20 protein-coding genes are annotated in these 21,541 nt (G+C 70.8%); 12 read left to right on the top strand and 8 right to left on the bottom strand.

The genetic code is table 11. The features are described 5' to 3' along the window. Position 1: 1 nt before the first annotated feature. From ACIQM3_RS24525 to ACIQM3_RS24515, 3 genes are all read right to left on the bottom strand, one after another. The gene (locus tag ACIQM3_RS24525; protein ID WP_401627586.1) at positions 2-1,768 is read right to left on the bottom strand and encodes a serine/threonine-protein kinase; all 1,767 of its coding nucleotides are present in this window, start codon (positions 1,766-1,768) and stop codon (positions 2-4) included. 76 nt (positions 1,769-1,844) lie between these two features. Beyond that, positions 1,845-2,339 carry a MarR family winged helix-turn-helix transcriptional regulator gene (locus tag ACIQM3_RS24520; protein ID WP_401627584.1) on the bottom strand — a complete coding sequence of 165 codons (495 nt, stop codon included), beginning with the start codon at positions 2,337-2,339 and terminating at the stop codon, positions 1,845-1,847. Further along, a complete protein-coding gene (locus tag ACIQM3_RS24515) occupies positions 2,336-2,947 on the bottom strand; it encodes a DJ-1/PfpI family protein (protein ID WP_401627582.1) in 612 nt (203 codons plus the stop codon). The genes ACIQM3_RS24520 and ACIQM3_RS24515 overlap by 4 nt, the downstream gene beginning before the upstream one ends. Positions 2,948-3,141: 194 nt before the next feature. Between ACIQM3_RS24515 and ACIQM3_RS24510 the strand changes: the two genes are divergently transcribed. The 3 genes from ACIQM3_RS24510 to ACIQM3_RS24500 all read left to right on the top strand — a co-directional run bounded on the left by ACIQM3_RS24510 (position 3,142) and on the right by ACIQM3_RS24500 (position 6,088). Continuing rightward, positions 3,142-4,515 (top strand): aspartate aminotransferase family protein, encoded by a 1,374-nt coding sequence (locus tag ACIQM3_RS24510; RefSeq protein ID WP_401627580.1) that lies wholly within the window; start codon positions 3,142-3,144, stop codon positions 4,513-4,515. A 98-nt stretch (positions 4,516-4,613) separates the two neighbouring features. Further along, positions 4,614-5,327: a GntR family transcriptional regulator gene (locus tag ACIQM3_RS24505; protein ID WP_401627578.1), complete on the top strand. Its 714-nt coding sequence runs from the start codon at positions 4,614-4,616 to the stop codon at positions 5,325-5,327. Between the two features lie 110 nt (positions 5,328-5,437). Beyond that, positions 5,438-6,088 carry a hypothetical protein gene (locus ACIQM3_RS24500; RefSeq protein ID WP_401627576.1) on the top strand — a complete coding sequence of 217 codons (651 nt, stop codon included), beginning with the start codon at positions 5,438-5,440 and terminating at the stop codon, positions 6,086-6,088. Between the two features lie 62 nt (positions 6,089-6,150). On the opposite strand, the gene ACIQM3_RS24495 is transcribed toward ACIQM3_RS24500, so the two are convergent. Then, positions 6,151-6,939: an SLATT domain-containing protein gene (locus tag ACIQM3_RS24495; RefSeq protein ID WP_401627574.1), complete on the bottom strand. Its 789-nt coding sequence runs from the start codon at positions 6,937-6,939 to the stop codon at positions 6,151-6,153. 361 nt (positions 6,940-7,300) lie between these two features. Here ACIQM3_RS24495 and ACIQM3_RS24490 point away from each other — a divergent pair, with 361 nt between their 5' ends. From ACIQM3_RS24490 to ACIQM3_RS24460, 7 genes are all read left to right on the top strand, one after another. Further along, positions 7,301-7,636 carry a YbaB/EbfC family nucleoid-associated protein gene (locus ACIQM3_RS24490; RefSeq protein WP_356713924.1) on the top strand — a complete coding sequence of 112 codons (336 nt, stop codon included), beginning with the start codon at positions 7,301-7,303 and terminating at the stop codon, positions 7,634-7,636. Between the two features lie 61 nt (positions 7,637-7,697). Continuing rightward, complete coding sequence (recR, locus tag ACIQM3_RS24485; protein WP_099173476.1) at positions 7,698-8,297, top strand: recombination mediator RecR; 600 nt, start codon at positions 7,698-7,700, stop codon at positions 8,295-8,297. A gap of 83 nt (positions 8,298-8,380) precedes the next feature. Then, on the top strand, positions 8,381-9,040 hold the full coding sequence (locus tag ACIQM3_RS24480) for a DUF5063 domain-containing protein (RefSeq protein WP_401627572.1): 660 nt from the start codon (positions 8,381-8,383) through the stop codon (positions 9,038-9,040). A gap of 219 nt (positions 9,041-9,259) precedes the next feature. Further along, entirely contained in the window at positions 9,260-10,531 is a 1,272-nt protein-coding gene (locus ACIQM3_RS24475) for an aspartate kinase (RefSeq protein WP_104787074.1), read from the top strand. Further along, positions 10,528-11,592, top strand: coding sequence for an aspartate-semialdehyde dehydrogenase (locus ACIQM3_RS24470; protein ID WP_401627570.1), 1,065 nt, complete (start codon positions 10,528-10,530; stop codon positions 11,590-11,592). The genes ACIQM3_RS24475 and ACIQM3_RS24470 overlap by 4 nt, the downstream gene beginning before the upstream one ends. A 359-nt stretch (positions 11,593-11,951) precedes the next feature. After that, positions 11,952-12,527: a SigE family RNA polymerase sigma factor gene (locus ACIQM3_RS24465; RefSeq protein WP_099173480.1), complete on the top strand. Its 576-nt coding sequence runs from the start codon at positions 11,952-11,954 to the stop codon at positions 12,525-12,527. Beyond that, a complete protein-coding gene (locus ACIQM3_RS24460; protein WP_401627568.1) occupies positions 12,524-13,915 on the top strand; it encodes a hypothetical protein in 1,392 nt (463 codons plus the stop codon). The genes ACIQM3_RS24465 and ACIQM3_RS24460 overlap by 4 nt, the downstream gene beginning before the upstream one ends. Positions 13,916-14,039: 124 nt before the next feature. Here ACIQM3_RS24460 and ACIQM3_RS24455 read toward each other — a convergent pair whose 3' ends face one another. Both ACIQM3_RS24455 and ACIQM3_RS24450 read right to left on the bottom strand, forming a co-directional pair. Further along, positions 14,040-14,822: an SURF1 family protein gene (locus tag ACIQM3_RS24455; protein ID WP_401627566.1), complete on the bottom strand. Its 783-nt coding sequence runs from the start codon at positions 14,820-14,822 to the stop codon at positions 14,040-14,042. Between the two features lie 62 nt (positions 14,823-14,884). Further along, positions 14,885-16,726 carry a S9 family peptidase gene (locus tag ACIQM3_RS24450; protein ID WP_401627564.1) on the bottom strand — a complete coding sequence of 614 codons (1,842 nt, stop codon included), beginning with the start codon at positions 16,724-16,726 and terminating at the stop codon, positions 14,885-14,887. Between the two features lie 90 nt (positions 16,727-16,816). Between ACIQM3_RS24450 and ACIQM3_RS24445 the strand changes: the two genes are divergently transcribed. Together ACIQM3_RS24445 and ACIQM3_RS24440 are read left to right on the top strand one after the other, a co-directional pair. Then, a complete protein-coding gene (locus ACIQM3_RS24445; protein WP_401627562.1) occupies positions 16,817-17,653 on the top strand; it encodes a class I SAM-dependent methyltransferase in 837 nt (278 codons plus the stop codon). 51 nt (positions 17,654-17,704) lie between these two features. After that, complete coding sequence (locus ACIQM3_RS24440) at positions 17,705-18,124, top strand: nuclear transport factor 2 family protein (protein WP_401627560.1); 420 nt, start codon at positions 17,705-17,707, stop codon at positions 18,122-18,124. Positions 18,125-18,222: 98 nt separating this feature from the next. Here ACIQM3_RS24440 and ACIQM3_RS24435 read toward each other — a convergent pair whose 3' ends face one another. Continuing rightward, positions 18,223-19,017: an SGNH/GDSL hydrolase family protein gene (locus ACIQM3_RS24435; RefSeq protein WP_401627558.1), complete on the bottom strand. Its 795-nt coding sequence runs from the start codon at positions 19,015-19,017 to the stop codon at positions 18,223-18,225. A gap of 470 nt (positions 19,018-19,487) precedes the next feature. Continuing rightward, the gene (gene htpG, locus ACIQM3_RS24430; RefSeq protein ID WP_401627557.1) at positions 19,488-21,401 is read right to left on the bottom strand and encodes a molecular chaperone HtpG; all 1,914 of its coding nucleotides are present in this window, start codon (positions 21,399-21,401) and stop codon (positions 19,488-19,490) included. Between the last annotated feature and the right edge of the window lie 140 nt (positions 21,402-21,541).

Raw genomic sequence — 21,541 nt, 5'->3', positions numbered from 1 at the left:
CTCAGCCTGTTTTCGTGTACGTCAGGCTCTGGCCGGTGGCGGTGATCTCGCGGCGCAGGGAGCCGTCGGGCAGCAGCGTCAGGACAGTGGGCTCCCCCGGGGTGCACGACGACTGCGGTTCACCCTCGGTGACCCGGGAGGGGCCGATGCGGACGGGCCCGCCGGAGGAGGGCTCGCTCGCCAGGTCGGCCTGGAACACGCAGCGGTAGGAGCCGCCGGTGTCGAGCGGGCCCTCGGTGGTGAGGGACAGGACCGCGTCTCCCACTTCGCCCTGATGCACGACGAGTTGACGGGTGGACGCTCCCGCGCCGCCCTCGACGGCCCCGGACCAGGTGCCCAGGAATCCGGCCGGGACGGTGCCGTCGTCGCCTGTGCCGTCCTCGCCCGCGCCGTCGGAGTCGGTGCCGTCCGGGCTCTTCCCGCCCGCGGTGGAGCCGTCGCCGGAAGGGGAGACGCTGCCGGTCGGGGACGCCGTGGGACCGCCGTCCCCGCTCCGCATGAAGGCGTAGACCCCCCAGCCCGCCCCCACCGCGACGATCAGGGCGACGGCCACCAGCAGCAGGGTGGAGCCCGCCCTGCGGCGCTCGGGTGCGGGCGGGGCGAAGCCGCCCGGCGGGCCGTACGGGGGCGTGGGCCCGTATCCGTAGGCGGGGGCGGGCTGTTGCGGGTAGCCGTACGACGCCGGCTGCGACACCGGGACAGGCGGCCCGACCGCCGTGGGGAGCCCGTGCGTGGCGCCGGGCGCCCGTGCCGGTGGGGGTGGAGCGGGCCTGGTGGGGGCGGCGGGCGGCACGGGCGCGGGCGGCGCCGCCCGCGGGCCCTCCGCTGGGCCCTCCTCCGGGTCCTCGGAATCCAGCAGCTCCACGGCGTGCCGGCCCAGCTGGGCGATCAGCGCGCCCGGAAGCCATGGCTCCGCCGTGTCCGTGTCGCCGAGCCGCTCCAGGACGCTGTCCGTGGAGGGCCGCGCGGCCGGGTCCTTCGCCAGGCAGTCCCGGATGAGCTCGACCAGGTCGACGGGCACGCCGGTGAGGTCGGGATCCTCCTGTGCGATCCGGAACATCAGCGCGTGGCCCCCGCTGTCCGCCGCACCGAACGGCAGCCGGCCGGTGGCCGCGTACGCCAGCACGGAGCCGAGGCAGAACACGTCGCACGCGGGCGTCACACGCTCGCCCCGCACCTGCTCGGGCGACATGAATCCGGGGGAGCCGATCATCGCCCCGGTGCGGGTCAGGCCGCCGTCGGCGGCGGTCTCCAGGGCGCGGGCGATCCCGAAGTCGATGACCCGGGGGCCGTCGATCGTCATCAGGACGTTGGACGGCTTCAGGTCACGGTGGATCAGCCCGGCCCGGTGGATGTCCTGGAGGGCCCCCGCGAGCCCGGCGCCCAGGATGCGGACGGAGCGCCCGGGGAGCGGACCGTACGCCCCCGATTCGGTCACCGGGGCGCCCGGAAGGCCCGAGACGATGCGGTGGAGCGAAGGGCCCGCTACGTAACCGGTGGCCACCCACGGCACCGCGTCGTCCACTCCGGCGTCGAGCACCGGCGCGGTCCAGGAACCGCCGACCCGCCGGGCGGCCTGCACCTCCGCACGGAAACGGTCGCGGAAGTGCTGCAGTTCGGCGAGCTCGGGGCGGACCAGTTTGATGGCGACGGTGCGGCCCCGGTCCGAGCGGGCCAGGAACACCTGGCCCATACCGCCGGCGCCGAGGCGCCCCAACAGGCGGTAGCTGCCGATGCGTTGCGGATCGCCGGAGCCCAGCTTCTCCATGGTGCGCTTCCTCCCCCGTACGGCCGTGGCGGGCCGTGGGTCGAGAATAGCGGCGCGGGTGCCCGTGGACCGCCCCTCAGCCCCCGGAGGACTCCCCCTGCTGTCCGGCCGGGGACGGCAGGGTGTCCATGGCGTCCGAGAGCCGCTCCAGCACCTGGACGGTCCGCGCGAACTCCTCCTCGCCCAGCGCCTCGGCGAGCCGTGCCGCGAACTCCGCGTGGTCGGGGACGATCCGGCTCACCGCCGCCCGTCCCTCCTCGGTGGGCCGGAGCAGCTTGGCCCTCCGGTGGGCCGGGTTCGCGACGTATTCGGCGAGGCCCCGGTCGACCAGCAGGTCGGCGACCCGTTGCACGCTCTGCCGGGTGATCCCCATCGCGCGGGCGATGCCCGACACGGGAAGCGGCTCTGTAAGGACCGCACCGAGGACCTGCCACCGGGCCGCCGTGAGCCCGGCGGGCCCGGCCAGCTCCTCGGCCACGGCCAGGAACCGGCCGTTGAGCCGGAACACCCCGATCGCGGCGCGGCTGAGCAGCGAGGAGTTCTCGGCGTTCCCGTCGGCCGTACCGCTCATTCGTTCAGCTCCTCGTAGGCGCTCGCGTCCGAGTCGTGGAAGAGCCGGTACCAGGCGTCCAGCTTCTTCGGTCCGAACACCCCGAGCAGCTCGAAGATCTCGCGGGCGAAGGCGATCGGCTCGGTCGGCCCCGCCGTGACGAGAGCGCCGCGCGACGCCCCGCCGGCGTCCGTCACCGCGTCGGCCTCCACGTAGTGCGCGCCGCCCGCGTATCCCGTGGCGGCGAGGTAGAAGGAGACGGCGCTCGTGTGGGAGCGGTCGTCGAGCAGCCCCTCGCGGGCCAGCCCCGCGGTCGCCCCGCAGATGGCCGCCACGGGCACACCGGCGTCCAGGAAGTCCCGTGCCGCACGGGCGAAGGGGTCGAGCGTGTCGCCGGTGTCCCAGAGCGAGGCGCCGGTGAGGATCAGCAGCTCGCTGTCGCCGGGGGCCAGGCCGGCGAGCGCCAGGTCGGGCTGGACGCGCACCCCGCCCATGGTGGTGACGGGAGCGGTGGTGAGGCCGACGGTCCGCACGGTGTGGCCGTGGTCGGTGAGCTGGGCCGTGGCGAAGCCCGGCTCCCAGTCGGCGAAGGTGTCGTAGACGGCCAGGTGGACGCTCGTGCCGGTCATGGTGACCTCCGTCGGGGAACTGGCGGGAACGTTGTGCACTTCGAGCTCTATGACAGAAGGCTGTCATGACGACAGCATGCTGTCAATTGGTTGGCCGGTCGCGGCCGTGAACCCGACACCCTGCCGAGCCGCGCGGCCCAAGCCGTACACAGTGGCCATGGAGGACGCCCCGCGCCGCCGCATACGCTCGCCGCATGAGCACCGATGCCCCTCGCGCCCCGTACGTCGACTCCGCAGCGGGCGCGGCCGTGAAGGCCGCCGACCGCGCGCACGTGTTCCACTCCTGGTCCGCCCAGGGCCTGATCGACCCGCTCGCCGTCGCCGGCGCCGAGGGGGCGTACTTCTGGGACTACGACGGCAACCGCTACCTGGACTTCACCAGTGGTCTCGTCTTCACCAACATCGGCTACCAGCACCCCACCGTCGTCGCGGCGATCCAGGAACAGGCGGGCAGGCTCGCCACGTTCGCCCCCGCCTTCGCCGTCGAGGCGCGTTCGGAGGCGGCACGCCTCATCGCCGAGCGCACCCCCGGCGACCTGGACAAGATCTTCTTCACCAACGGCGGCGCCGAGGCCGTCGAGAACGCCGTCCGCATGGCCCGGCTGCACACCGGGCGCCACAAGGTGCTCTCCGCCTTCCGCTCGTACCACGGCGCCACCGCCACGGCGATCAACCTCACCGGCGACCCGCGCCGCTGGGCGTCCGACACCGGTTCGGCGGGCGTCGTCCGTTTCTGGGCTCCGTTCCTCTACCGGTCCCCGTTCTACGCGCAGACCGAGGCCGAGGAGTGCGCCCGCGCGCTCCAGCACCTCGAGGACACCCTCGCCTTCGAGGGCCCGGCGACCGTCGCGGCCGTCGTCCTGGAGACGATCCCCGGCACGGCGGGAGTCATGACGCCGCCGCCCGGCTATCTCGCGGGCGTCCGCGAGATCTGCGACCGGTACGGGATCGTGTTCGTGCTGGACGAGGTGATGGCCGGCTTCGGGCGGACCGGGAAGTGGTTCGCAGCGGACCACGACGGTGTCGTGCCGGACCTGATCACGTTCGCGAAGGGCGTCAACTCCGGTTACGTGCCGCTCGGCGGTGTCGCGATCAGCGCCGAGATCGCCGCCACTTTCGAGACCCGGCCCTACCCCGGCGGACTCACCTACTCCGGGCACCCGCTGGCCTGCGCGGCGGCCGTCGCGACGATCAACGTGATGGAGGACGAGAAGGTCGTCGAGAGCGCGGCACACCTCGGTGAGCACGTGCTCGGCCCCGGTCTGCGCGAGCTCGCCGAGCGCCATCCGTCCGTCGGCGAGGTGCGGGGCCTGGGCGCCTTCTGGGCGCTGGAGCTGGTCCGCGACAGGGAGACCCGCGAGCCCCTGGTCCCGTACAACGCGACCGGCGAGGCCAACGCCCCGATGGCGGCCTTCGGCGCGGCCTGCAGGAAGCACGGTCTCTGGCCCTTCATCAACATGAACCGCACCCACGTCGTCCCCGCGTGCAACATCACCGAGGCCGAGGCGAAGGAGGGCCTCGCGGCCCTTGACGCGGCCCTCTCGGTCGCCGACGAGCACACGCTGTAGAGCAGGCGCGTGCACGGTGTGACCGGCCCGGACGTGGTGCCGTCCCCCGTCCGCCGGTCGGTCTAAGGTGACCCGAGCCGAGAACGGGAGGGGGCGTCATGGGTGCGGGCGGAGGTGTGACCCGCAGTACGCTGCGGCAGCAGATCGCCGACGCACTGCGTGACGAGGTGCTCGCCGGGCGTCTGCGGCCACGGGTGGAGTTCACCGTCAAGCAGATCGCCGAGCAGTACGGGGTGTCCGCGACGCCCGTGCGGGAAGCGCTCTTCGACCTCTCCGCGCAGGGACTGCTCGAATCCGACCAGCACCGCGGCTTCCGCGTCCGCGAGTTCTCCGTCGCCGACTACCGGGCGATGGTGGAGGCGCGCGCACTGGTCATAGACGGGGTGTTCCGGCGGATCTTCGACGGCTCCGGTTCGGCGCCCGCCGTGATCGGCGCGCACCGCGCCGCTCTCGTCTCCGTACGCCGCCGGGGCGAGGAGGCGGCACGGGCGACGCGCAGCGGCGACCTCGACATCCTCATCGGCTACGACCTGCGGTTCTGGCGGGAGCTCGGCGCCGTCATCGGCAACGCCTACATCAGCGACTTCCTGCAACGGCTGCGGATGCAGGCCTGGGCCTTCGCCGTCCCGTACCTGCGCGGGGACGGCGACGTGCGCGACTGGCTGTGGAACGGCCACCAGGAGCTGGTGGAGGCGATCACGGCCGCCGACGGGCCGGCCGTACGCACGGTGCTGGACGACTACTACACCCACGGGCTGGACTGGGCGGACCGGCTGGCCGCCGACGACCCCCCGCATCCGGGCCACACCTGAGCGCGTACCGCTCCGACGCGGACCGCGGTCGGCCCGCACCCTGTGCGCGGGGTCGCGGCCGCATTACGCTGTCCCGACCATCGCACGAACCCGTTGGAGAGCGAGACTTCGTGGCCTGTGACCTGTGGCTGGTCCCCCTCGTCGATGTGCTGTGCCACAGCCCCGACAATCCGTTCGCCGAAGAGATCGCCGTCTACGACAAGGCGTTGACCGAGGCGGGGCTGCCGCCCGTGCCGGTCTACGCCTACATGCCAGGACTCACCGGGGACGTCGCCCCGGTCGCGGGCTTCGACTACGACGCCCTGCACTTCCTGCGCCGCGCCTACCTGCTCCAGCTGAGCGGCCTCGCCGTCACGCCCGTCGACGAACTGGGCGGGGACTACGAGCAGTTGCTGGAGATGTTCGAGCAGAGCGCACAGGAGTCCCACCTGGTCTGGCACTACGACCACGCCGGAGCGTATGTCCCGGTGGACTTCCCCCGGCCGCTCTCCGACGACCAGCTCCTGGAGGGCGGAGGCCCGCTGGGCTCCTCCCACGGGCTGCTGCGCGAGCTGGAGTTCGTGGCCCCGTCCATCGGCATCGACCCGGCCAACCCGCCGGCCGCCCCCCTTCCGCCCGCCGGTCCCACCTCGCTGGAGGAACCGGCCGCTCCGGTCCCGTACGACGAGAACCCCTTCGCCCGGGAGCGGCACGTCTGGCTGGGCCTGCACGCGGCGGCCACCCGTAGCCTCGCGCAGGGCTCGATGATCATCTTCAGCTGACCGGCGCCGGCCGCCCTGCTTCCTCAGCGGGGCGGGTCCGGTCTCAGCGTGCGGGTCCGGTTTCAGCGGGGCGGCTCCGGCGGCCGCTGGCGCGGCATGTTCGGCCGGACCGCCGCAGGCATCGTGAGCCGGCCGGGTGCGGACCCCGGCTCGGGGCGGCCGCCGGGCCCGCCCGTCACCAGCGACTGCATGCCCATGGGCGCGGGCCCGGCCCGGAACTCCACCATCCAGTCCGCCGTCTCCATGCGGACGAGCTCGGTGATGTCCTCCGAGAACCGTCGCAGCACCCCCAGGCACCGCTCCGCGGCCTCGCTGGCGGTGCCCTCCGTCGGCCCGAGCACCTCCCGGACGCACTCGGAGGACCAGTCGAACTGGAGCACCTGCAGGCGCCGCTGCACGGCCTGTGCCGTCGCGAGGTTCCTTATCCAGCCGGAGGTCAGGCCGAAGTACCGGTCGCACGCCATGCACGCGGCGCCCAGCAGCAGTGACAGATAGCCCCAGCCGGCCGACCCGTGCAGCTCCCCGGTCAGATCGAGCAGCGGGAGGGCCGCGCCCGCGACCACTCCGGCCGCCGTGCCGAGCCGGAGCAGCCTGGCCGTGCGCCGCTTGCGGACCCGGTCACGCAGATACCAGTCGGCGGTCTCCATGGCGCCGGCCTCGACCCACCGGTAGAGCTCGTCGAGCCGCTCGGCGGGTTCACCCCAGTCGCCGAGGGGGAAGGCGCGGCCGGTCAGGTCCCGGGGGCTCGAACCGTAGCGTGAACCGGACCGATCGGTTCCGGTGCCTGCACCGGATCCCGCGCCGGACTCCTTGCGGGGCGGCCCCTCGGGCTGCATCTCCGGCTGACTCACCGGGGCACTCCTCTGCACTCTGCGTTCGGCGCGTATCGACGCGGATCGGCACGGTTCTCGGTCACGGAGGGGGCCGGTGTCCGGCATATGACCGGGGCCCCACCCGTGTAACTCTGCGTTACCTTCGCTGTGCGTACGGGTACGGATACCCATCCTCTTCCTACCGCCGAATGGTGGGCCGCGGGGTCGAAATCGCGGGATTCCCGCCTGGACACGGCCTCTGGTCAGGTATAGGAGCACGGCAGGCACTTTTCAGAACTCACCCGAAAGAGTTGGTCCCCGGCGGGTGGGGCGCGGCGTCGGGCGAACACGTAGGCTCGGCATACCGAAACAATCCGTCGTCGAAGTGCCAGGAGTGACCGTGATTCCCGGTGGTGGCCAGCCCAACATGCAGCAGCTGCTCCAGCAGGCCCAGAAGATGCAGCAGGATCTTGCCGAGGCCCAGGAGGAGCTGGCCAGGACCGAGGTCGACGGACAGGCGGGCGGTGGTCTCGTGAAGGCCACCGTGACCGGGTCCGGCGAGCTCCGCGCCCTGGTGATCGATCCCGGAGCCGTGGACCCGGAGGACACCGAGACGCTCGCCGACCTCGTGGTCGCGGCGGTCCAGGCGGCGAACGAGAACGCCCAGCAGCTCCAGCAGCAGAAGCTGGGCCCGCTGGCCCAGGGCCTGGGCGGCATGCCGGGTCTCCCGTTCTGACCCTGTAGCGACCCACCCGTACCGGATACGGTACGAGCAGGAAAAAAGGAGAGGCGTTCCGTTGTACGAAGGCGTGGTTCAGGAGCTGATCGACGAGCTGGGCAGGCTGCCGGGCGTCGGTCCCAAGAGCGCGCAGCGGATCGCCTTCCACATCCTGCAGGCCGAGCCCACCGACGTACGCCGTCTGGCCCATGCCCTCCTCGAGGTCAAGGACAAGGTCCGCTTCTGTGAGATCTGCGGCAACGTCGCACAGCAGGAGCAGTGCGGCATCTGCCGCGACGCGCGCCGCGACCGCTCGGTCATCTGCGTGGTCGAGGAGCCCAAGGACGTCGTGGCGATCGAGCGGACCCGTGAGTTCCGGGGCCGCTACCACGTGCTCGGCGGCGCGATCAGCCCGATCGAGGGCGTCGGCCCCGACGATCTGCGCATCAGGGAGCTGCTGGCCCGGCTCGCGGACGGCTCCATCACGGAGCTGATCCTGGCGACCGACCCCAACCTGGAGGGCGAGGCCACCGCGACGTACCTCGCCCGGATGGTCAAACCGATGGGCCTGCGGGTCACGCGGCTGGCCAGCGGGCTGCCCGTGGGCGGCGACCTGGAGTACGCGGACGAGGTCACCCTCGGCCGCGCCTTCGAGGGGAGGCGGCTGCTCGATGTGTGACCCGGCATCTGACTGCGGTTTTATGCGCGGCGGCGCTATGTTCTACCCACCGTTCGCGACCGTGCCCACGGGAGGTCCCCTCGATGTCTGACGCCACGCTGAACTCCGTCACGCAGGATCCGGACGACTTCGCCGTCCAGATCGCGGACCAGATCAAGACCTTCATCGTCGCGGTCACCGAGGTGTCCAAGGCGGAGGAGCCCGAGGAGGCCGTCCCGGTCCTCCTCCTCCAGGTCTCCCAGCTCCTGCTGGCCGGCGGGAGACTCGGCGCGTACGAGGACATCCTCCCGGACGAGCGCTACGAGCCGGACCTGGGCGCCGAGCCGGACGCCGACGGGCTGCGTGAGCGCTTCGCGGAGCTCCTGGAGCCCATCGACGTGTACTCCGAGGTCTTCGACCCGTACGAGCCCCGCAAGGCGCCCGTACCCCACCGCATCTCCGACGACCTGGCCGACCTGGTCACGGACCTCGGCCACGGCCTCGCGCACTACGAGGCGGACCGCACGGCGGAGGCCATGTGGTGGTGGCAGTTCTCGTACTTCTCGAACTGGGGCTCCACCGCGTCCTCGGCCCTGCGCGCGCTCCAGTCGCTGATCGCCCACATCCGGCTCAACCAGCCGCTCCAGGAGCTCGACGGCCTGGACATCGACCAGGACCCGGGGGACGGGGACCTGGCCGAGGAGGCGGGGCGTGTGATGGCCGAGGAGATCGCGGGGCCGCTGGGCCTGCGACCGGTCCTGTAACGGTCCTCCGTGGCTTGTGCGACGGCTGCGCCTGTTGTGTCCTGGGACACAAAGAGGCGTGCGGTCCGGGGCAGCGGGCAACAGCCCGGTACGAGCAGTTCGGAGCGACATGCCGTTTCGGGTGGTGGGCGGGACATCTCACCATCCGGTACCGACGGGTTGATTCCGGACTGCTCGTTAAACTGAGCCGACCGCACCATTATTGAGCGAGGAGCGCACGTGGGCCTTGTCGTGCAGAAGTACGGAGGCTCCTCCGTAGCCGATGCCGAAGGCATCAAGCGTGTCGCCAAGCGAGTCGTGGACGCCAAGAAGAACGGCAACCAGGTGGTTGTCGTGGTGTCCGCGATGGGCGACACGACGGACGAGTTGATCGATCTCGCCGAGCAGGTATCCCCGATGCCTGCCGGGCGTGAGTTCGACATGCTGCTGACCGCCGGGGAGCGGATCTCCATGGCCCTCCTGGCGATGGCGATCAAAAACCTGGGCCACGAGGCCCAGTCGTTCACGGGCAGCCAGGCCGGTGTCATCACCGACTCGGTCCACAACAAAGCGCGCATCATCGATGTCACGCCCGGCCGCATCCGGACCTCGATCGACGAGGGCAACATCGCCATCGTCGCCGGGTTCCAGGGGGTCAGCCAGGAGGGCAAGAACATCACGACCCTCGGTCGCGGTGGCTCCGACACGACCGCTGTCGCACTGGCCGCCGCGCTGGACGCCGAGGTCTGTGAGATCTACACCGATGTGGACGGTGTCTTCACCGCCGACCCCCGGGTCGTGAAGAAGGCCCGGAAGATCGACTGGATCTCCTTCGAGGACATGCTGGAGCTGGCGGCCTCCGGCTCCAAGGTGCTGCTGCACCGTTGCGTCGAGTACGCACGCCGTTACAACATCCCGATCCACGTCCGCTCGTCCTTCTCCGGACTGCGTGGCACCTGGGTCAGCAACGAGCCGCAAGGGGACCAGCAGGTGGAGCACGCCATCATCTCCGGAGTCGCCCACGACGTCTCCGAGGCCAAGGTCACGGTCGTCGGGGTTCCCGACAAGCCGGGCGAGGCCGCCGCGATCTTCCGCGCCATCGCGGACGCGGAGATCAACATGGACATGGTGGTGCAGAACGTCTCCGCCGCCTCGACCGGTCTCACGGACATCACGTTCACCCTGCCCAAGGCCGAGGGCCGCAAGGCCATCGACGCCCTGGAGCGCAGCCGCGCCGGCATAGGCTTCGAGTCGCTGCGCTACGACGACCAGATCGCCAAGATCTCCCTCGTCGGCGCGGGCATGAAGACGAACCCCGGTGTCACCGCGGGCTTCTTCGAGGCGCTGTCCGACGTCGGTGTGAACATCGAGCTGATCTCGACGTCCGAGATCCGCATCTCGGTGGTCACCCGTGTCGACGACGTCAACGAGGCCGTGCGCGCCGTGCACACCGCATTCGGACTCGACAGCGACTCCGACGAGGCCGTCGTCTACGGGGGCACCGGCCGATGACAGGACGCCGTCCTTCGCTCGCGGTCGTCGGCGCGACCGGTGCGATCGGCGGCGTCATGCTCCAGATTCTCTCGCAGCACGAGGACGTCTGGGGCGAGGTCAGACTGATCTCCTCTCCGCGCGCGGCCGGCACCAAGCTGGTCGTACGCGGTGAGGAGACCGAGGTCCTCGCGCTCGCCGAGGACGTGTTCGACGGCGTGGACGTCGCCCTGTTCCTGGTGCCGGACGAGGTGTCCGCGCAGTGGGGGCCGGTCGCCGCCGCCAAGGGCGCGGTGGTCGTGGACGACTCGGCCGCCTTCCGCCTCGACGACGACGTTCCCCTCGTCGTACCCGAGATCAACCCCCATGCCGCGCGGATGCGACCGCGCGGCATCGTCGCGTCCCCGAACTGCACGACGCTGTCGCTGATCGTCGCGGTCGGCGCGCTGCACGCCGAATTCGGGCTGCGGGAGCTGATCGTCTCGTCCTACCAGGCGGTGAGCGGCGCCGGCCGGGACGGAGTCGCCGTGCTCCGCGAGCAGCTGGCCCTGGTGGCGGGTACGGAGCTGGGCACCCGCCCCGGCGACGTACGGCGGGCGCTGGGCGACGGCGAGAAGAGCCCCTTCGCAGCCCCGGTGGCTCTGAACGTGGTGCCCTGGGCCGGGACCGACGCCGGGGACGGCTGGTCGTCCGAGGAGCTGGCGATCCGCCAGGAGTGCCGGAAGGTCCTGGGTCTGCCGGACCTCAAGGTCACGGCGACCTGTGTGTACGTGCCCGTCGTCGCGACGCACTCCATGTCCGTGCACGCCCGCTTCGAGAACGAGGTCTCGGTGGCCCGGGCGCACGAGGTCCTGGCGACCGCGCCCGGGGTGGTGCTCTTCGACAGCCCGGCGGCCGGTGACTTCCCCACGCCGTCCGATGTCGTGGGCACCGACCCGACCTGGGTGGGCCGGGTGCGGCAGTCGATGGACGATCCGCACTCCGTCGAGATGTTCATCTGCGGCGACAATCTCCGAAAAGGCGCGGCTCTCAACGTGGCCCAGATCGCCGAATCGGTGGCGGGCGAATTTCTTCGTACCTGATCGAACCTGTTTTGTAGGATCTGTGTGCGCTCTGTGGGTAACTTGCTGGTCTGAACCTCTTGAGCTGGGGCGTTGTCATATCCGACGATGATCTCCTCGCCCTCCGCAACCGCTGGGCGGGCGCTACGCGTCTCTGTCGTCACTTCTTGCGTGGCTGGATGCGTTTTCGGGGCATTTGGGGAAGAGCAGGTACGAATGAGGGCATGTCGCACAGCATCGAACGCGGTGCCGTACGCGTACAACCCTGACGGGGGGAAGCGTGTCCAACTGGCGTGGCAGAGGTTCTCGACATCACAGTGGTGGGCCCGTTGCGAGGCGCTTCGGTGCGTCCGCTCCGGAGGCCCCGCGCGGCCGGCGGCATGCCGGTGATCGCGCCCATGCCCGCTGCGCGCTCCACCCGGCTGCCTTCGCAGCGCGAGGGCGCTGAGGAGACGGTGGCGGCAGGAACGACGGTCGACCATCTCACCGAGACCTATCGCGCGCACTACCGCTCGTTGCTGGGGCTCGCGGCGCTCCTGCTGGACGACACCGCGTCCTGCGAGGACGTCGTGCAGGAGGCCTTCATCCGGGTGCACTCGGCGCGGAACCGGGTGCGCGATCCGGAGAAGACGCTGGCGTACCTGCGCCAGACCGTGGTCAACCTGTCGCGCTCCGCGCTGCGTCGGCGCATCCTCGGGCTGAAGCTCCTCTCCAAGCCGATGCCCGACATGGCGAGCGCGGAGGAGGGCGCGTACGACCAGCTGGAGCGGGACGCGCTGATCAAGGCGATGAAGGGACTGCAGCGGCGCCAGCGTGAGGTGCTGGTGCTGCGCTACTTCTCGGACATGACGGAGGCCCAGGTCGCCGAGACGCTGGGTATATCGCTCGGTTCGGTGAAGGCGTACGGTTCCCGGGGCATTGCGGCACTGCGCGTGGTGATGGAGGCGCAGGCATGAGCAGGCCCGAGCACAGGCACGACGATGACCGGACTGGAAACGGAATTGTGAACCACGGGCCGGAAAACATCCCGAACACCGATCCGGAGCAGGACGGTGAACGGAAGCAGGACGCGGTCGACGGCGCGGAAGCCGCCTCAGGGACCGCCGCCCCGGCAGCGGACTCGGACGGCCTCGGCCCGGACGGCCATCGCCCGGACGGCCATCGCCCGGATGGTCACGGCGGCTCGGACGGTGACGGCTCTGACGGCCGTGACGTGGGTGGCCGTGCTGCCACGGCCGGCGACGGCGGCACGCTGACCGAACTCTTCGGCGGCGGGGGCGGCCAGGGCGGCGGTGCCTCCGGTGGCGGTTCCGGCGGTGTGGCCGGCGGTTTCGACGGTGAGGGCATGGACGAGGTCGCGCTGCGCCGCATGTTGCGGGGCGCCGTCCAGGGCCTGGAGCCCTCCGACGGCACCCTCGACCATCTGCACCGCGCGGTGCCCGCCCGGCGTGCCAGGCGGCGGCAGGGCGTGGTGGGCGCGGCGGCAGCGGCGCTGCTCATCGGTACGGCGGTTCCCGCGTTCGTCCACGTGGCGAATTCGGACGGCTCGGCCACCGCCAGCCCGGCCATCGCCGGCCACGGCGAGCAGGCGCAGGGAGGCAGCGGCGAGGACACGGACGCCGAGGCCGACGGCGGGAGGACGGCGGGCCCCGAGAACCGCCGGAGCGAGGGCGCCGAGGGCGAGACGGGTAACTCCGCGGCTCCGTCGCGGGGATCGGACCCGGGTGCCGAGAGCAGCGGGGCCGAGGGCCTGGACGACCCCCCGGGTGCCGGTGCGGCCGCGGCCACGGCCTGCTCCCCCGACCAGCTCGGTGTGGCTTCCGCCGACGCGGGCGCGGCCCGCGCCGACGGCACGGTGTACGGAACCTTCAAGATCGCGAACGTCTCCGGCGACTCCTGCTCGGTGACCACCAACGGCACCGTCGGCTTCCAGGCGGTGGGCGCCGCCGACCCGCTGAAGATCACCGTGGTGCAGCACACCGCGGGCGACCCGGCGGCCGGTCTGCCCGATCCCTCGCTGGAGCCGGGGGCCGTACTCCTGAAGCCGGCGATGACCTACGAGGTGCGCTTCGCGTGGGTGCCGTCGGACACCTGCCCGACCACCGGCGGTTCGCCCAGCCCGACGCCCACGGACGGCGGGGGAGGCGGCGGCGAGGGTACGACAGGGAGTGACGCCGGTACGACGGACGCGGCGGCGCAGTTCGGCAGCGCGGACGAGGGGCCGGCGGACGGCAGCATCGCGGTCACCCACACCCCGGAGGCGGGTGCGCCGACGGCGGAGACCACGATCGCCAACGCGTGCGCCGGCACGATCTACCGCACGGGCGTACTGGACGCGTCCTAGACGTAGAACTGACGGACTTCGTGTTCGGACCCGCCAGGAACTCTCGGGTTCCGGCGGCCCCTCCCGCTGCTGTCGCCGAAGCCGCCGCTGCGGTCCTGTCGTTCCCGCCTGTCGCCGGACCCCGTCAGTCGGCGTCGGCCGCGAGTCCCAGCTGGATGTCGCGCGCGGCCTCCGCCTCGCGGCGCATCAGCCGGAACCACATGAAGAGCACGAAGCCGCCGAAGACGAACCACTCGCCGGTGTAGCCGAGGTTCTGGAAGGCCTTCAGATCGAGCCCGCTGCCCTGCGCCGCCGCCGCTGGGACGGGCTCCATGCCGCCGTCACCCGCGTCACCCGCCGCCGGTCCGGGCAGGGTCACCCACGCGTCGTAGACGTCGTACGGCACGAGGTTCACGAGGGACGCCGCGCTGATCATGCCGAGCTGGCCCTCGGGGAGCCCGCCGCTGAGGTCGACACCGGTGGTGCCGCTGTTCTCGGAGGCCTGCAGATCGCCGGTCACCGTGACCTCGCCGGCCGGGGCCTCGGGCACCTCCGTACTGCCGGGGCTGCCCGCCAGCCAGCCCCGCACGACGGGCAGGGCCTTGCCGCTGTCGGTGCGCAGCAGATCCAGCACGTAGAAGCCGTCACGGTCGTCCAGCTTGCGGCCGGGGACCAGGAACTGATCGGCGTACGTCCCCTTCGCCACAGCGGGGCGGCCGGACGTGTCGGTGCTGACGGGGAGCAGTTCGTCGAGCGGTGCCGGGGAGCGGGTTCCCGGATCGGGGCGCTCCTCGGCCTCCTCGTGCGACTGCACACGGTCCTCGAAACGGCCGAGCTGCCATGTGCCCATGAAGACGCAGAACGGGATGGCCAGCACGACGAAGAGGTTGATCCCCCACCACCGCGGGGTCAGCAGGAACCGGTACACCCCTCCAAGGTACGGTTCCCCGCTCCGGTCCTCCGGAGCGGGGTGCACCATTTATCCGGACCTTATGCGGTCGGCTTCTTTCCCTCCTGTCCCGGCCCGAGGTGGCGGAGGGCGAAGTCCAGCTCCAGCCGCACCTGCTTGATCCGCTCCTCCACGACGAGCGAGCCGTGCCCCGCGTCGTAGCGGTACACCTCGTGGACCGCGCCGCGGGCCGCGAGGCGGTCCACGTAGTTCTCCACCTGGCGGATCGGGCAGCGCGGGTCGTTGACGCCGGCCGAGATGTAGACCGGGGCGCGCACGGCGTCCACATAGGTCAGCGGGGACGAGGCCTCGAAGCGCTCGGGCACCTCCTCCGGGGTGCCGCCCAGCAAGGTGCGGTCCATCGCCTTCAGCGCTTCCATCTCGTCGTGATAGGCGGTGACGTAGTCGGCGACCGGGACAGCGGCAAGCCCGAGGGCCCAGGCGTCCGGCTGCGTCCCCAGCCCGAGCAGCGTCAGATAGCCGCCCCACGAGCCACCGGCCAGCACCAGCCGCTCCGGGTCCGCGAGCCCCGACTTCACAGCCCAGTCCCTGACGGCCTCGACATCCTCCAGTTCGATCAGCCCGACGCGGTGCTTGAGCGCGTCCGTCCACGCACGGCCGTACCCCGTCGACCCGCGGTAGTTGACCCGCACCACCGCGAAGCCGTGGTCCACCCACGCGGCGGGACCCGACGCGAAGGAGTCGCTGTCGTGCCAGGTGGGCCCGCCGTGTATCTCGAAGACCGTGGGGAACGGGCCGTCGCCGGCCGGGGTCTGCACCAGGGCGTGGATGCGGCCTCCGGGGCCGTCCACCCAGGCGTCCCGCACCGGCACCGAGGCCGGAGCCTTCGCACCCGGCGGGTCGAGGACGACGGCGCCCGTCGTGGACCGCACCGCGGGCGGCTGCGCGGCCGACGACCACAGATACTCCACCGTGCCGTCCGGACGGGCCGTGGCGCCCGACACCGTCCCGGACGGTGTCTCGACCCGAACCGGCCCCGCGGCGCCCGGCTCGAATCGCCACAGCTCGCTGCGCGCCTCGAAGCTGTGCTCGATCAGCAGCGCGGATCCGTCCGGATACCACTCGGCCCCCGCGTCACCGGGCAGGTCGACCGGCAGGTCCGTCTGCGTGCCCGCGACCGGGTCCCAGATCATCGGCTCCCACCGCCCACGCCGCTGGTGCCCGACCAGCAGCCGGGTGTCACCCGCCACCGGGGCGAAGCCCAGCACCGACAGGCCGAGCTCCTTCGTGCCGCCCTCGGTGTCGTCCAGCTCCGCGACCGTCGAACCGTCGGGGCGCACCACCCGCAGCGCCGAGTGCATCGCGTCGCCGTGCTCCGTGTGTTCCAGGGCGATCAGCGTCCCGTCGTGGGAGAGGTCACCGACCCCCGCGGACTCCCGGTGCCGGTAGATCTCGACCGGCTCCGCCCCGGCGCGCACCAGATGAACGGTCGTCCCGTCCTCGTCGGTCGAACGGCCGACCACCGCCGTGCCGTCGCGGCCGATCGCGAGCCCGGCCGGGTAGGAGGGTTCGAGGCCGGGCGTGGCCACCTCGTCCGCACCGCCGTCGAAGGGCTGCCGCATCCACACGCCGAACTCGTCGCCGTCGGTGTCGGCGAACCACCAGACGGCCCTGCCGTCCGGCGTCAGCACACCGTCGGTCGTCCCGTTGGGCCGGTCCGTGACCTGGCGCTGCCTCCCGGTCGCCCGGTCCCACGCGTACAGCTCGTACGTGCCGGTGGCGTTCGAGACGAAGAGCGCGCGGTCGGGGGCGTCCTCGGCCCAGTCGGGCAGGGACACCCGCGCAGCGCGGAACCGCTGCTCCCACTGCGGCGGCTCCTGCTCCCGCTCCGGTACTGACGCGTCGTTCTGTGTGTCGCTCATGACCCCATCCAACCCGATGTGACCACGACGCCGGGCGGCCTGTGGATAACCGCTCGCAGGCACCCCCAGCCTGTGGGTAACTTTCACGGCATGTACGCACCGACGCCGGACGACTGGCACGAGGCCAACCGAGCGCGCTGGGACGAGCGCGTGGCCATCCACGCGGCCAGTGACTACTACGACCTGGACGCGTTCCGGGCAGGCAAGGAGGCTCTGCGCGGCTTCGAGCTCGCCGAGGTCGGTGACGTGACCGGCCGGACCCTCCTGCACCTGCAGTGCCACATCGGCCTCGACACCCTCTCGTGGGCGCGCCACGGCGCCGCCCAGGTCGTGGGCCTCGACTTCTCCGAACCCGCCGTCGAGACCGCCCGTGACCTGGCACGTTCGCTGGGTCTGACGCCGGAGCGGGCGACGTTCGTCGCGTCCGACGTGTACGACGCCGCGCAGGCCGTCCCGGACTCCGCGTACGACATCGTCTACACCGGGATCGGCGCCCTGAACTGGCTGCCTGACGTGCGCCGTTGGGCGGAGGTCGTGGCCTCGCTGGTCGCGCCCGGCGGGTTCCTCTACCTGGCGGAGTTCCATCCGCTGACCGACTGTCTGGACGACGACACCGGCTCGACGATCGCGTACGACTACTTCAGCCGCGATCCCTGGGTGGAGGAGACGCCGGGCACGTACGCCGACTTCGATGCCGCCACCGTCCACAACCGCAGCGTCGAGTGGCAGCACCCCGTGGGCGAGGTCGTCTCGGCGCTGGCTGCGGCCGGGCTGCGGATCGAGTTCCTGCACGAACACGATGCCTCGCTCTTCGCCCGCTACCCGGCGCTGGTGCGGCATGCCGACGGCTACTACCGCTTCCCGGCCGACCGTCCGCGCATCCCGATGATGTACTCGGTCAAGGCGTCCCGGCCGGTCAGCGGCTGACCGAGGCCGCGTCGAGGCCGATTGTCAGTGGCGGGGTCCACACTCTTGGACATGACCGATATGGCTGACAGTCCGGGCGCGGCGTGGGGCACGGCCGAGGTGCGAGCCGCCGTGGAGACGTACCGGGCCGCGGCGGACGCCCGCGACTGGGACGCGTTCGCCGCCACCCTCTCCGGCGACGTGGTGTACGAACTGCCGCAGAGCCGTGAGCGCATCCTCGGCAGGGAGCGCTACGTCCGGTTCAACCAGGTGTATCCGGGGGACTGGCGCGTCCGGATCGAGCGGGTGGTGGCCGACGGGGAGGGCCGGCAGGCCGCTGTCCGGACGCTCGTCACCGTCGGACCGGAAGAGACGCACGCCATCCACTTCTTCACGTTCGACGCGGACGGCATGATCTCCGGGGTGACGGACTTCTGGCCCGAGCCCTACGAGCCCCCGGCCGGCCGGGAGCACCTGGTCGAGCGGTACTGACCACGGAGCGCACCGAGCCGGGGGCCCGCCCGCCGTGCGGCGCGACCTCCGGCGGCGGACCCGCCCGGCGTGTGCCGGGCGGGCCCTCTCCATGCGCGCTACGCCACGGAGTCGAAGGCCGGAAGGTAGCCGTTCGACTGCCCGATGGCCTTGGGGTGGTAGGAGTTGGTGATCGGGACGGACACGCTGTGGATCCACGCGTCACCCGAGCAGAGTTCGTGCCCGGTGAATTCGTCCACCACACTCGAATACGTGAAGCCCGCGTCGGCCGCCCGCTTGGCGAGCACCCCGTTCAGTACGTCCGACGCGTTGTTGATGGCCCCGCGCTCGGTCTCCGTGAGGCCGGCGATGCAGGTGCCCGACAGCTTGTAGAAGCGCGGGTAGCCCAGGACCACCACATGGGCCTGCGACGCCCGTGAACGGATGCCCGCGTAGAGGGAGTCGAGCCTGCCGGGCAGTGCGTTCTCCATCTCGGAGACCGCGGTGTTCACCCGGGCCACACAGGCGGCCTCGCTCTGCAGGACGCAGGTCTGCATGACGTCCGCGAACCCGACGTCGTTGCCGCCGGCGGTGACGCTGACGAGCGTGGTCGACGAGCTCAGCGCGCCCAGCTGGCCGCTGGACACGGAGGCCGTCGTCGCACCCGAGCAGGCGACGAACGTGAACGACGACGGGGCGTTCGCGTTCTTCCAGAGGTAGGGGTACGCGTTGGTGCTGCGCTTGCAGTCACCGCTCTCGGAGGTGTAGCTCCCGGCGCCGACGCCGGAGGAGTAGGAGTCACCGAGGGCGACGTAGTTGTCGCCTGCGGCGGACGCCGGTTGTGCGAGGCCGAGTGCGGCCACGGCCGTGATCGCGAGGGTGGTGAGGGACGCCCGGAAGGTTCGTACTGACATGGCTGCCAGCCCTTCGAAATGTGGGGGACGAGTGGGGAGTTCGTGGGGCGTGCACGTTTGTAGCAGCTCCCGGTACTCGGCGGTAATGGCCTCGGGAAAAGTCGTCTGATATGCCCGAAGGATCGTTCGGTCGTCGATGCTCCGCGCGTAGATAAACCTTCAACAGGCCCTCGAACGGGTGAAGTTGTGGATCTCTCCGACACCCGGGGCGACTCCTGAGAGTCACCTTCAGGGGGGCGGCACCTGTTCGAACGGCAGCCGCTTCCCGCCGTCGCGCCGTCTTCACAACCGCCCCGTACCGCACACGCGCCCCGTACCGCACACGCGCCCCGTACCGCACACGCGTCCCGTACTGCACACGCGTCCCGCACCGCACACGCGCCCCGTACTGCACACGCGTCCCGCACCGCACACGACTGCGGCCGCCAGGAATCCTGGCGGCCGCAGTGGGGCGGGGGACGGTCCGGGGACTAGAGCGTGCGCTCCAGGCGGTCCGCCATCAGCCTGCTGAAGCGTGAGGGGTCACTCAGCTCGCCACCGTCCGAGAGAAGCGCGAGCCCGTGGACCAGCTCGGCCGTCTCGGCCAGTTCGGTGTGGGTGCCCTCCTCGCCGCTCTGCTCGGCGTACGCCTTGTTCAGCCCGCTGATCAGCGCGTGCGAGGGGTTGAGTTCGAGGATGCGCTTGATCTGCGGCACCTCCTGGCCCATGGCGCGGTACATGTTCTCCAGCGCCGGGGTGACGTCGTGCGTGTCCGAGACGATGCAGGCCGGCGACACGGTGAGCCGCGAGGAGAGACGTACCTCCTTCACGGTGTCACCGAGCTGCTCGGTCATCCAGGTCAGCAGGCCGGCGTAGTCCTGCTGCTGCTTCTCACGCTCGGCCTCGACCTCCTTCTTCTCCTCGTCGGTGTCGAGGTCGACCTCGCCCTTGGAGATGGACTGGAGCGGCTTGCCGTCGAACTCGGGGACCGACTGGACCCAGACCTCGTCGACAGGCTCGGTCAGCAGCAGGACCTCGAAGCCCTTGGCGCGGAAGGCCTCCATGTGCGGCGAGCTCTCCATGGCCGCGCGGGATTCGCCCGTCATGTAGTAGATCTGCTCCTGGCCCTCCTTCATCCGCTCCACGTACGAGCGCAGGGTGGTCAGTCCCTCCTCGTCCTGGGTCGAGGCGAACGAGGAGATCTCCAGGATCGCGTCGCGGTTCTCGAAGTCCTGGAACAGCCCCTCCTTGAGGACCCGGCCGAACTCCTTCCAGAACGTCTCGTACTTCTCCGGGGTGTTGGACCTCATGTCCTTCACCGTCGAGAGCACCTTCTTGACCAGACGGCGCCGCATCATCTCGATCTGGCGGTCCTGCTGAAGGATCTCGCGCGACACATTGAGCGAAAGGTCCTGTGCGTCGACCACGCCCTTCACGAAGCGGAGATACGTCGGCATGAGCGCTTCGCAGTCATCCATGATGAATACGCGCTTCACATAGAGCTGAACTCCACGCTTGTGGTCCTGCATGAACAGGTCCTGCGGCGCGTGGGACGGGAGGAAGAGCAGGGCCTGGTATTCGAAGGTTCCCTCCGCCTGCATGCGGATGGTTTCGAGCGGGTCGGTCCAGTCGTGACTGATGTGCTTGTACAGCTCGCTGTACTCCTCATCGGTCACGGAATCCTTCGACCGGGCCCACAGAGCCTTCATCGAGTTGACCGTCTCGGCCTCGGGCTCCGCTCCCTCCTCGCCCGCCACCGCTGCCATGCGGATGGGCCAGGTGATGAAGTCCGAGTAGCGCTTGACGATTTCCCTGAGCTTCCAGGGCGAGGTGTAGTCGAAGAGCTTGTCCTCGGCGTCCTCGGGCTTGAGCCGCAGTGTGACCGAGGTGCCCTGCGGTGCGTCGTCGACGGACTCGACGGTGTAGGTGCCCTCGCCACTGGACTGCCAGCGCGTGCCCGTGTCCTCGCCCGCGCGCCGGGTCACCAGGGTGACCTCGTCGGCGACCATGAAGCTCGAGTAGAACCCGACACCGAACTGCCCGATGAGCTCCTCGGAGGCGGTGGCGTCCTTGGCTTCCTTCAGTTCCTGGAGGAATTTCGCCGTACCGGAATTCGCGATCGTCCCGATCAGCTGCACGACCTCGTCGTGCGACATTCCGATGCCGTTGTCGCGCACGGTCAGCGTGCGCGTCTCCTGGTCGGCCTCGACGGCGATATGCAGATCGGACGTGTCCGCCTGGAGCGTGTCGTCGCGGAGAGTCTCCAGCCGCAGCTTGTCCAGCGCGTCCGAACAATTGGAAATGAGCTCACGCAGGAATACATCCTTGTTCGAGTAGATCGAATGGATCATCATCTGCAGGAGCTGGCGAGCTTCTACCTGAAACTCGAATGTCTCGGCCGGCATGGGTACGGGTTCCCTTTCCTGGGGTAAGTCATCTGAGCCGTTCCATATCGTAACCAGGCCCCGGGCACGTCATGTGCCGGTTCCGCCACGGGCGTTCACCGCCGGCCGTCGCGGCGGACGGTGGGCACGCGCACCCGTCG

Source organism: Streptomyces sp. NPDC091271 (assembly GCF_044757505.1).
Classification (GTDB): Bacteria; Actinomycetota; Actinomycetes; order Streptomycetales; family Streptomycetaceae; genus Streptomyces.
The sequence above is the reverse complement of the archived record's forward strand: the minus strand, read 5'-3'. Positions and strand labels throughout refer to the sequence as shown.

Coding starts and splice junctions, on each gene's coding strand:
- ACIQM3_RS24525 (WP_401627586.1), bottom strand. CDS start 1,768: ATGGAGAAGCTGGGCTCCGGCGATCCGCAACGCATCGGCAGCTACCGC.
- ACIQM3_RS24520 (WP_401627584.1), bottom strand. CDS start 2,339: ATGAGCGGTACGGCCGACGGGAACGCCGAGAACTCCTCGCTGCTCAGC.
- ACIQM3_RS24515 (WP_401627582.1), bottom strand. CDS start 2,947: ATGACCGGCACGAGCGTCCACCTGGCCGTCTACGACACCTTCGCCGAC.
- ACIQM3_RS24510 (WP_401627580.1), top strand. CDS start 3,142: ATGAGCACCGATGCCCCTCGCGCCCCGTACGTCGACTCCGCAGCGGGC.
- ACIQM3_RS24505 (WP_401627578.1), top strand. CDS start 4,614: ATGGGTGCGGGCGGAGGTGTGACCCGCAGTACGCTGCGGCAGCAGATC.
- ACIQM3_RS24480 (WP_401627572.1), top strand. CDS start 8,381: ATGTCTGACGCCACGCTGAACTCCGTCACGCAGGATCCGGACGACTTC.
- ACIQM3_RS24470 (WP_401627570.1), top strand. CDS start 10,528: ATGACAGGACGCCGTCCTTCGCTCGCGGTCGTCGGCGCGACCGGTGCG.
- ACIQM3_RS24465 (WP_099173480.1), top strand. CDS start 11,952: ATGCCGGTGATCGCGCCCATGCCCGCTGCGCGCTCCACCCGGCTGCCT.
- ACIQM3_RS24460 (WP_401627568.1), top strand. CDS start 12,524: ATGAGCAGGCCCGAGCACAGGCACGACGATGACCGGACTGGAAACGGA.
- ACIQM3_RS24450 (WP_401627564.1), bottom strand. CDS start 16,726: ATGAGCGACACACAGAACGACGCGTCAGTACCGGAGCGGGAGCAGGAG.
- ACIQM3_RS24445 (WP_401627562.1), top strand. CDS start 16,817: ATGTACGCACCGACGCCGGACGACTGGCACGAGGCCAACCGAGCGCGC.
- ACIQM3_RS24440 (WP_401627560.1), top strand. CDS start 17,705: ATGACCGATATGGCTGACAGTCCGGGCGCGGCGTGGGGCACGGCCGAG.
- ACIQM3_RS24435 (WP_401627558.1), bottom strand. CDS start 19,017: ATGTCAGTACGAACCTTCCGGGCGTCCCTCACCACCCTCGCGATCACG.
- htpG (WP_401627557.1), bottom strand. CDS start 21,401: ATGCCGGCCGAGACATTCGAGTTTCAGGTAGAAGCTCGCCAGCTCCTG.